Raw genomic sequence first — 9,270 nt, 5'->3', positions numbered from 1 at the left:
TTAGTTTTTCGGGCGAGTTGGCCTATGAAATTCACATCCCCAATGCATCGCTCTATGCGGTCTATCTGGCACTGCGCGGCGCGGGCAAGGCCCACGGCATGCGCCTGTTTGGGGCGCGCGCCGTTGACAGCATGCGCCTAGAGATGGGGTTCCTGCACTGGAAGGCGGATTTGATCACCGAATATGACCCCTTCGAGACAGGGCTTCAGCGGTTTGTGAAACTGGACAAGGGCGATTTCATCGGCAAGGCGGCCCTGCAACAGCGCCACGCATCATCGCCAACACGCCAAATGGTGACCCTGAGAATAGACAGCAAAACCGCCCCCGCCCATGCTGGGGCATCCCTGATGCGCGGCGCAGATGTGGTGGGCAGCGTGACCTCGGGCGAATGGGGGCATCGGGTGGGACTGAACATCGCCTATGCCTTTGTTATGCCAGACCGTGGCGCACTGGGGGCGCGGATGCATCTGGATGCCTGTGGTACATTGGTAGAGGCAGAGGTTATCGCCCCCAATTCCTATGACCCCAGCTTTGCACGGTTGCGCAGCTAGCCCCTGCATTGGGGTTGCCATCATTATTAACATAAGACAGATTATAGGAAGAGGCAGCACAGGATCCCAAGGCAGATCCGGGGCGCGAGAATTTGCTTAACTTGTCAAGTGGAAACCAGACTGCTAGTGAAAGCTATGATTGATAAAACCGATGCAGTTCAATTGCGCAGCACCAAAAGATCGCTACCGATCGCATTATTGCGCGCCCGCGAAACCCTGATGGCCCCAGTACGCGAGATGCTCTCGCAGAGCCAAATCAGCGAACAAAAATGGCGGGTTCTGCGGGTGATCCACGAAGACGGCCCCCTAGAGCAAACCACCATAGCAGAGCGCGCCTGCCTGCTGTTACCCAGCCTTACGCGAATTTTGCGCGCAATGGAACAAGATGGCTTTGTCTCGCGCGTACCCGGCGAAACAGATCGGCGCAAATCCGTGGTGACAATCACCCCCCAAGGTATGGAAATCATTCAGCGCCACGCCAGCGAAAGCAATGCCCTATTCGAACGCCTAGAACGCGAATTCGGCCCACAGGATTGGGATACCCTGCTAGAGCTGCTGAACAGATTGCGCAAAATGGACGTCTAGGCGCTTTTGTCTTGCTCTAGCTCTGCAATCAAACGGTGCATTTTCTCTGTATTCATCAATTCTTCAAAATGGGCAATCATCGGCTCTAGTGGCAGGCCAACCTCGCTCCAGCCAATCCAATAGTTGCGAAATCGCTCACTCCAGCGGTTTGGATAGCGGGTGCCGAAGGGGCGCTCGAAACGATGCACCCAGCGTAAAAACGGCAGGCACAGCGTGCGCGCGCCCCCATTGCGAAATTTCTGATGGATATAGCCCTCTTCGCCACCAAACCCGCGAAACCGAGCGTTGAATCCAGGCCACGCGGCCCTGCGGCAGGCAAAAACCCCCAGACCCTGCATGGGGATATCAAAGGGCGGCGCATCCGCATCCTGCCCCGCCGGATCAATGCCCCAGCGGCCATACATGCCGCTCTTCCATTCGGGTACAAAATGGGTGGCAATTTCGGCCAAATCATCAAACACCAGCGGCCCCTGCAACAGGTCATTGCTGTCTGGATTGGCCTCGATGTAATCCAGCAAACGGCGCAAAACACCCTGCTGAAAAAACACATGGCTATCCATAGACAGGACAAATTCCCCCGCCGCCTCTGCGAAAATACGCTCGCGTACAGCGGTGCCCACGATATCACCCGCGGGGATGTAACGATAATTGGGAATGCTGTCTTCTAGTCTCTTGAGCGCCGCACCACAGATCCCATCAGGATGATTGTCAATCACCACAAATTCAACATGATCCAGCACCTCTGGGTGATACAAACGCATGGCCTGAATCGAAAAATACACCCCGTCGTAATCATCATAGGTGGCCATACCTATGGTCAGCTTGGCCGCCCCGCGCGGCGGCGTGGGGGCGGGCACCGGATGATTGGCATTTTCAATATCCCCACCACGTGCCCCAAGCGCCCCCGCAAATTTCTGAAATGTCTCAAGACTGGGGCGCACACGGGCTGTGTAATGCGCCAGCTGATCCACCACCCCGCCCAGCTGTTTGGTCAGCCCATAGCTGATCTTGACCACAGGGGTCTGCGCCAGCAATGCCGCCACCGCCCCCAAATCACCCGCACCCCATCTGGGATAAAGCGCCGCAATCTCGGCCATGGCCGCATCTGGCCCTAGGGGCGTTAGCGAAAATTCGTGCTGGCGGTCATAGTCTACCAAGATAATCATCGAGGGCCGCAGGCTTTGGCCTTGGCTGCGCCATGCATCATCCAGAATGAAGTGTTTGCGCCCGCGATAATCAAAGGCCAGAATAGACCCAAAGGCCGCCAGCCGCGCCACCTTGCCCGCGCTGGCCTCTGGCACCGCCAACAGGCCAGCATAGCCAGACACCAGATCCCCCGATGACGCTAAAACACATTGCCCATCTGATAGGATAGAAAAGCCCGCATCAACCATCCATGCGGCTAGAATGGATTTGCCGCTGGCTGGCCCGCCTAAAATCAGGGTAGCATCCTGCCCCTGTGAAACCACGCTGGCCGACAGCAAGGTGCCCTCGGCGAGGCCAGTAGGGGCGCTAAGCTGGGCCACCACATCAGCGATCTGACCAAAGATTTCGGCGGTGTTAAATGGGCCAGCGGCCGGGGCGCCATTGGTGGAAATCTGCCATGTGCCCTGCGGTGTCGGCTGTACCAAAATCTGCCCGCGCGGCTGAATGTCGGGAGCACAGGTTGTCTGACAGGGCAATAGGCTCTGGACAGAGGCGGTGATTTGCTCTGGTCCACATAGTTTTATCACCCCAATGCCCGCGTCAATGTATAAATCTATCACTTATCTATCCTGTCAATTATCCGATGAATTCCCCCGGGGCCGGCCTTGGGCATCTATGGCCCAAAATGCAATAACCCGCGCAGGTTTTACCATACGCGGGTTATAGATCTTTGTAGGTCTATGCCAATTAACCGTCGTTTTGGCTCGGTGATGGCAATGTCGTGGTGATGGTATTATCATCGTCGTCGTCATCGCTAGAGGCGATCACAGCGGCCACAACGCCCAACAGCAACAATGGCACCAAAATGCCAGTGGAAGAGCTGCTCTTGTCTTCCATTTCAATCATTTCTTCTACTGCCGGCTCGGTCAATGTACCGGCCTGCACAGGGGCTACAGACAAGGCAGCCGCTGTCGCGATAGGTGTTACATATTTCATGGTATCTCTCCGTTTTTATCCATGCCTTGTACTAAATATGTAAAATTTGATCAATCAAATCTGGGCGTTTTCTGCATTTTTGGCGGGTTTACCGGCCAATACGGTGCATTTTCGCCACTTTTCACGCGATGTGGCGCATATACCCAACGGGCGCTCTGCTTGGAAAAATAACACAGGGCCGCGGCGCAATTTGGCAGCCAAGAAGAGCTGCTGGATGGTGTGAAATTCTACATCGACAACACCCACCCGGCCCGTGCCTTGGCCGATTAGGTGCGTTTGGGCGATGCGATAGAAAAGGGATTGCAGGGGCGACTTATCTCCGATAAAAATAGTCAACTAAAAAACGAGCCCCCCATGCCCCAGCAATCCACACCCAAAAAACGCCCCAGCCCGAAAATCCTAACGGTGAAACGCGCGTGGCACCTGACGCCAAACATGATCCGCGTTACCTTCCAAGGCCCCGAATTGGCCGATATCCCCACAGGCCGCGAGGGGGCAAATTGCAAAATCATCCTACCAGAGCAGGGCGAAAACCGCGCAGAGTTTCATGCGCGCATCAACAGCGGCCCCCTGCCCCTGCGCCGCACCTATACCGTGCGCCACCACCGCCCAGAGACCCAAGAGCTGGATATCGATTTTGTCGATCACGGCACAGCTGGCCCCGCATCCGCATGGGCCAACCGCGCGCGGGCAGGCGATTTTCTAGGGTTTTCGGGGCCAAGCAGCGTGAAAATTGCCGCGTATAATGCGGATTGGTATTTGGTGGCGGCGGATCCATCCGCCCTGCCCGTGGCGGCCGCCACCCTAGAGGCCATGCCCCGCGATGCCATCGGCACCGCCGTATTTGAAATTACCAGCCCCGAGGACAAGCAAGACATCGACGCCCCCGCCGGCATTGACATTCATTGGCTGGTACACCCAGACCCCAGCCAGCCCTCGAGCGCACAAGAGGATTTCATCCGCGCCATGGACTGGCGCGAGGGGCGTGTGCAGACCTGTATCGCGGGGGAATCTGGTGTGATTAAATCTCTGCGTGGTTTTTTAGCACAGGAAATGAATGTGCCGCGCGCGGATACCTATATTTCAGGCTATTGGAAAATAGGCCTGATCGAGGATCAACACCAACAGATGAAGCGCGCCGAAGCGGGATAAGTGCCCGCCCGCGGCGGTAGAATTTGGATATTTAAAAGATTTGGAAGCCGGCCGGCGGGACTGCGGGGCGGCGCGTTTGGGTGCAGGTCTCCCCGCACCCAAACGCACACCCAAGGGGGCTTAGCCCTGCATTTTTTCGCCGACGAGGGCGATGAGGGTATTGTGGTCTTTGTCAAAATTGCGAATGCCCTCGGCCAGTTTTTCGGTGGCCATTGCATCGGCGTTCATAGCCCAGCGGAAATCAGCCTCGTTCATGGAAATCGCGGCAACGCCGCTGGCGTTTTCTGGGGATAGGGCGCGGGGCAGGTCCGCGGTTTCGTTGCCCATTTCCTCTAGGAATTTTGGCCCGATAGTCAGATTATCACAGCCCGCCAGCGCCTTGATCTGGTCACTATTGCGGAAAGAGGCGCCCATCACGATGGTATCGATCCCATTTGATTTATAGTAATCGTAGATAGAGCGCACAGATTTCACGCCTGGATCCTCATCAGGGGCATAGCCGTCTACGCCCTCGGCCTTTTTGTACCAATCAGTGATACGCCCGACGAAGGGCGAGATGAGGAATGCACCCGCATCGGCACTGGCCACGGCCTGTGCCATGCAAAACAGCAGCGTCAGGTTACAATCGATGCCTTGCTTTTGCAGGATTTCTGCGGCGCGGATGCCTTCCCATGTAGAGGCCAGCTTGATCAAAATGCGCTCTTTGCCAACGCCACGTTTGGCGTATTCGGCGACAATCTCTTGGGCGCGGGCCACGGATGCATTTGTATCAAATGACAAGCGCGCATCCACCTCGGTGCTGACGCGCCCGGGCACAATCGCGGCCAGCTCGGCGCCAATGGCGACCGTTAGCACATCGCAGACCTGTGATGCGGTTTTGCCCGCCGCCTTGCCCGCGGCGATTTCTGCGGCAATCAGATCCGCAGAGTCGGGGTCCTTGATCGCGGCCAGCACCAATGATGGGTTGGTGGTGCAATCCACGGGCTGATATTTTTTCACCGCCGCCACTTCGCCTGTGTCGGCAACCACCGTGGTCATTTCGCGAAGCTGATCCAATACGCTTGTCATAATCTGTTCCTTTTGTTCAGGGCGATGCCCTCTCCCACATTCGCGGCTACCATAGGCGCGTCACAACAGATATGCCAGCATCAATGCACGCCCGCCCACCCCCTAGCGCAGACGCTGAAGGTGCTTTTTCAAAACCAGAACCGCGCGATCCGCATCGCGCCGCGCAATGGCGGCTATGATTGCATGATGATCGCGGTCAACGCGCTGTTCCCAGCGGTTGGCCAACAGGTGCAGAATGTGGCGCGCCGCCAAGAATTGCAAAGATTCGGTAGCCCGTAACATGCGCGGCATCCCACAAGGCGCCAATATAGCCGCATGAAAGGCACGGTTCTTGGCCTCCCATTCATACAGATCGCTGGCCTGATCACAGGCCATCTGCGCCGCGCGCGCCCGCGCCAGATCCCGCGGGGTAAACCGCAGGGCGGCATGGTGTAGCGCCACAGGTTCCAGCGCTAGGCGCATGGCCTTTATTTCACGGATATCATTGGCCCCAATCGCCGCCACCCGCACGCCGCGGCGCGGGATGCTGATGGCCAAACCACGCGCCTCTAGGCGCAACAGCGCCTCGCGCACCGGCACATGGCTGGTGTCAAATCGGCGTGCAATATAATCTTGGCGCAATCGTTCATCCGCCGGAAGAACCCCGCGGATGATCTCCTCGCTTAGGGTCGCAAGGATCTGCTCTGATATGGTTTCACTGCGCGCGGTGCTCATACCCCAGCATTAAAAGACAGAACCACCCCCCGCAAGCCCGCTATGCCAGCAATCCGCGCAGCGCATCGCGCAGGGCCGCGGCCAGATCCGCATCCACCAAGACCCCCGCCTCTGGGTCAAAGGCCTCGCCAAATACCGGCACCGACAAAGATCCGCGCATATCAGCCCCGAAATGTGGCGCCGAGGTCAGCGCAAGATTCAGCACATTCTGCGCCCCCCCAGGCCCCGGGGATGTGCCAAGCGCCACCATCGGCTTTTGCTGGAACACAGGCTTGCCAAGGCGCGAGGCCCAGTCAAACACGTTTTTATAGGCCGCCGTATAATTGCCGTTATGCTCGGCAAAGGCAAAGATCAGCGCATCCGCATCACCAATAGCCTCTAGAAACCGCACCGCGGGGCTGGGCACACCATGGGCCTGCTCGTGATCAATACCGTAAATGGGCATCTCGTAATCACTTAGGCGCAGGGCCACGACCTCGGCCTCTGGATTCAACTCTGTTTTAAATACATCGCTGGCGTGATTAACCAGCATCTGGTTGATGGACTGGGCGCTGTTGCTGGCGGCTAGGGTTACGATCTTCATCTTATGTCTCCGATTTGCAGTTTCCTTGCTTATGCCCTATCTTGGTTTTCAACAACAACAGACCCATATGCGCGGGTTATGCGCATTTTTGCAACAGGTAGCCCATGGACCACTGGACAGAAATCCGCACCGCCGCACAGGTGGCCCGCCTCGGCACCGTCAGCGCCGCCGCACAGGTGCTGGGCATTCACCGCGCCACAGTCACCCGCCACATAGACCTGCTCGAGGCCAGCTTTGCCGCGCCGCTGTTCCTGCGCCACGCGCGCGGCTTTACCCCCACAGATCTGGGCGCATCGCTGCTGCGTAGCGCCGAGGAAACCGATGCGCGCTTTGCTCAATTGGCCCGCCAAGCACAGCGCCAATCCCAAACCCTTAGCGGCGAATTCACCATCACCTCGCTGAATACTATGGCCCCCTACCTGTTGCCCGCCATCCATGAATTCACCACCCAGCACCCAGAGGTACGGGTGCATTTCATAACAGGCGATAAAATCGTGAAACTAGAGCTGGGCGAGGCCGATGTGGCCCTACGGGTGGGGCGCCAGCCCGATGATCCTGATAATGTGGTGCGCGCCTTTGGGGGGATTCAGCTGGGGCTGTTTGCGGCCCAAAAATACATCGATGCCCACGGCCTGCCCCCTAGCGAGCATAGCTTTGCGCATCATCATTTCGTGGGCGGCGCCCAACCAGACCCGCGCCCGCCCTTCCTGCGCTGGCTACATGAATGCGTCCCCGCATCGGCGCTGCGGTTTCGATCGCAAGACAATGCCCTGCGCGCGGCGGCGGTAAGCGCGGGTCTGGGCATCGGGTTTTTGCCCAGACGCGATGCCATCCACGACCCAGACCTGACCGAGGTGATGCCCCCACGCCCCGAATGGCAAACCCCCATCTGGCTGGTGACCCATGTGGATTTGCACCGCACACCCAAGGTGCAGGCCTTTCTTAAAATCCTACACCGCGTGGTGGATTTCTCGGGCACGGAATAACCCGAGTATTTAAATCAACTATTGCACACCCCCCCACCCCCTGCTATCCCTCAATTAACCGATTTAATTAGTCGGATATAGCCAGAGCAGACCCGCCCGCCACCACGCCACAGGGTCACCCACCACTCAGCAACCCCATATCCATCCGCAGGCCCCAAAAACCTGCCCAAGATCTAAGGAACCAGATCATGAAAACCACCCTTTCGGCCCTTGCGCTCTGTGCATTTTCCCTACCAGTCATGGCAGACACCAGCGCAGTGCTGGACAATTATGCCGCCATCGCTCAGGCAAAATACGCAGACAGCCTAAGCACCGCACAGGCGTTAAAATCTGCCGTAGATGCCCTGATCGCCGCCCCCTCCGATGCCACGCTAAATGCCGCCAAAACCGCATGGCTGGCCGCGCGCGTGCCCTACCAACAAACCGAAGCCTACCGTTTTGGCAACCCCATCGTTGACGATTGGGAAGGTAAGGTAAATGCATGGCCCCTGGACGAAGGCCTGATCGATTACGTAGATGCCACCTACGGCGGCGCTACCGATGAAAACGAATATGCGGCACTGAACGTAATCGCCAACCCCACCTTCACCCTGTCTGGCACAGCGATCGATGCGACAGAAATCACCCCAGAATTGCTGTCAGACACCCTGCACGAAGCTGATGAGGTCGAAAGCAACGTCGCCACCGGCTATCACGCCATTGAATTCCTGCTCTGGGGCCAAGATCTAAACGGCCACGGCGCAGGCGCAGGCAACCGCCCAGCAACCGATTATGCCACAGGTGCCGCCTGTACCGGTGGCAACTGTGAGCGCCGCGCCGATTACCTGCGCGCCGCCACTGACCTGCTGGTCAGCGATCTGGAATGGATGACCGCCCAATGGGCCCCCAAGGGCGCCGCACGCGATGGTCTATCCCTACAAACCATCCTCACCGGAATGGGGTCATTGTCCTATGGCGAACAGGCCGGCGAGCGCATGAAGCTGGGCGTGATGTTGAACGACCCAGAGGAAGAGCACGATTGTTTCTCCGACAATACCCACAACAGCCATTTCTACGATGGCTTGGGCGTGCAAAACGTCTACCTTGGCAAATACACCCGCGTTGATGGCACTGTGATTTCTGGTGCCTCTCTGGCGGATCTGGTCGCGGCAAAAGACGCCGGCGTTGATACAGCCCTACAGGCGGATCTGGCCGCCACAATGGGTGAATTGGGCGCGCTAAAGGCCGCCGCAGAGGGCGGATTTGCCTATGATCAAATGCTAGAGCGCGGCAACGCCAAAGGCGAAGCACTGATCATGAATGCGGTCAATGCGTTGGTAAAACAGACCAAATCAATCGAGCGCGCCACCGTAGCACTGGGCCTTGATGCCATCGCGATCGAAGGCTCTGATAGCCTTGACAACCCAGACGCGGTTTTCCACTAATACTGCAAATCGGCGCCGCACCCAACGGGGCTGCGGCGCCAACCAACTGGCCACAGGCCCCAAGG

Annotated in this window: 11 protein-coding genes; 5 read left to right on the top strand and 6 right to left on the bottom strand. The window is 57.8% G+C overall.

What is annotated here, in order from left to right:
• Nucleotides 1-551, top strand: a 551-nt coding sequence (locus QQL62_RS10675) for a glycine cleavage T C-terminal barrel domain-containing protein (RefSeq protein ID WP_284378842.1), incomplete at its 5' end; no start/stop codon positions are given.
• 135 nt (nucleotides 552-686) lie between these two features.
• A complete protein-coding gene (gene hpaR, locus QQL62_RS10670; protein WP_284378839.1) occupies nucleotides 687-1,136 on the top strand; it encodes a homoprotocatechuate degradation operon regulator HpaR in 450 nt (149 codons plus the stop codon).
• Here hpaR and QQL62_RS10665 read toward each other — a convergent pair.
• The 3 genes from QQL62_RS10665 to QQL62_RS10655 form a co-directional block, all read right to left on the bottom strand.
• Nucleotides 1,133-2,902, bottom strand: a complete 1,770-nt coding sequence (locus QQL62_RS10665; RefSeq protein WP_284378836.1) for a glycosyltransferase — start codon at nucleotides 2,900-2,902, stop codon at nucleotides 1,133-1,135. The two genes, hpaR and QQL62_RS10665, sit on opposite strands and share 4 nt — an antisense overlap.
• Before the next feature lie 127 nt (nucleotides 2,903-3,029).
• Nucleotides 3,030-3,278 (bottom strand): hypothetical protein, encoded by a 249-nt coding sequence (locus QQL62_RS10660; RefSeq protein ID WP_284378834.1) that lies wholly within the window; start codon nucleotides 3,276-3,278, stop codon nucleotides 3,030-3,032.
• A gap of 54 nt (nucleotides 3,279-3,332) precedes the next feature.
• Complete coding sequence (locus QQL62_RS10655; RefSeq protein WP_284378831.1) at nucleotides 3,333-3,614, bottom strand: hypothetical protein; 282 nt, start codon at nucleotides 3,612-3,614, stop codon at nucleotides 3,333-3,335.
• Nucleotides 3,615-3,632: 18 nt separating this feature from the next.
• Here QQL62_RS10655 and QQL62_RS10650 point away from each other — a divergent pair, with 18 nt between their 5' ends.
• Nucleotides 3,633-4,430: a siderophore-interacting protein gene (locus QQL62_RS10650; RefSeq protein WP_284378828.1), complete on the top strand. Its 798-nt coding sequence runs from the start codon at nucleotides 3,633-3,635 to the stop codon at nucleotides 4,428-4,430.
• A 120-nt stretch (nucleotides 4,431-4,550) separates the two neighbouring features.
• On the opposite strand, the gene tal is transcribed toward QQL62_RS10650, so the two are convergent.
• The 3 genes from tal to QQL62_RS10635 all read right to left on the bottom strand — a co-directional run bounded on the left by tal (nucleotide 4,551) and on the right by QQL62_RS10635 (nucleotide 6,795).
• On the bottom strand, nucleotides 4,551-5,498 hold the full coding sequence (gene tal / locus QQL62_RS10645) for a transaldolase (protein ID WP_284378827.1): 948 nt from the start codon (nucleotides 5,496-5,498) through the stop codon (nucleotides 4,551-4,553).
• 102 nt (nucleotides 5,499-5,600) lie between these two features.
• Nucleotides 5,601-6,212 (bottom strand): GntR family transcriptional regulator, encoded by a 612-nt coding sequence (locus QQL62_RS10640; RefSeq protein ID WP_284378825.1) that lies wholly within the window; start codon nucleotides 6,210-6,212, stop codon nucleotides 5,601-5,603.
• A 40-nt stretch (nucleotides 6,213-6,252) separates the two neighbouring features.
• Nucleotides 6,253-6,795, bottom strand: a complete 543-nt coding sequence (locus QQL62_RS10635; protein WP_284378822.1) for an NADPH-dependent FMN reductase — start codon at nucleotides 6,793-6,795, stop codon at nucleotides 6,253-6,255.
• Between the two features lie 104 nt (nucleotides 6,796-6,899).
• Between QQL62_RS10635 and QQL62_RS10630 the strand changes: the two genes are divergently transcribed.
• Nucleotides 6,900-7,781, top strand: coding sequence for a LysR family transcriptional regulator (locus QQL62_RS10630; RefSeq protein ID WP_284378821.1), 882 nt, complete (start codon nucleotides 6,900-6,902; stop codon nucleotides 7,779-7,781).
• Nucleotides 7,782-7,969: 188 nt separating this feature from the next.
• A complete protein-coding gene (locus tag QQL62_RS10625; protein ID WP_284378818.1) occupies nucleotides 7,970-9,205 on the top strand; it encodes an imelysin family protein in 1,236 nt (411 codons plus the stop codon).
• The last annotated feature ends 65 nt before the right edge of the window (nucleotides 9,206-9,270 follow it).

Source organism: Amylibacter marinus, assembly GCF_030160015.1.
GTDB lineage: Bacteria > Pseudomonadota > Alphaproteobacteria > Rhodobacterales > Rhodobacteraceae > Amylibacter > Amylibacter marinus.
The sequence above is the reverse complement of the archived record's forward strand: the minus strand, read 5'-3'. Positions and strand labels throughout refer to the sequence as shown.

What these genes read in the sequence shown, in the direction of transcription:
- hpaR (WP_284378839.1), top strand. Translation starts at nt 687, where the DNA reads ATGATTGATAAAACCGATGCAGTTCAATTGCGCAGCACCAAAAGATCG.
- QQL62_RS10660 (WP_284378834.1), bottom strand. Translation starts at nt 3,278, where the DNA reads ATGAAATATGTAACACCTATCGCGACAGCGGCTGCCTTGTCTGTAGCC.
- QQL62_RS10650 (WP_284378828.1), top strand. Translation starts at nt 3,633, where the DNA reads ATGCCCCAGCAATCCACACCCAAAAAACGCCCCAGCCCGAAAATCCTA.
- tal (WP_284378827.1), bottom strand. Translation starts at nt 5,498, where the DNA reads ATGACAAGCGTATTGGATCAGCTTCGCGAAATGACCACGGTGGTTGCC.
- QQL62_RS10640 (WP_284378825.1), bottom strand. Translation starts at nt 6,212, where the DNA reads ATGAGCACCGCGCGCAGTGAAACCATATCAGAGCAGATCCTTGCGACC.
- QQL62_RS10635 (WP_284378822.1), bottom strand. Translation starts at nt 6,795, where the DNA reads ATGAAGATCGTAACCCTAGCCGCCAGCAACAGCGCCCAGTCCATCAAC.
- QQL62_RS10630 (WP_284378821.1), top strand. Translation starts at nt 6,900, where the DNA reads ATGGACCACTGGACAGAAATCCGCACCGCCGCACAGGTGGCCCGCCTC.
- QQL62_RS10625 (WP_284378818.1), top strand. Translation starts at nt 7,970, where the DNA reads ATGAAAACCACCCTTTCGGCCCTTGCGCTCTGTGCATTTTCCCTACCA.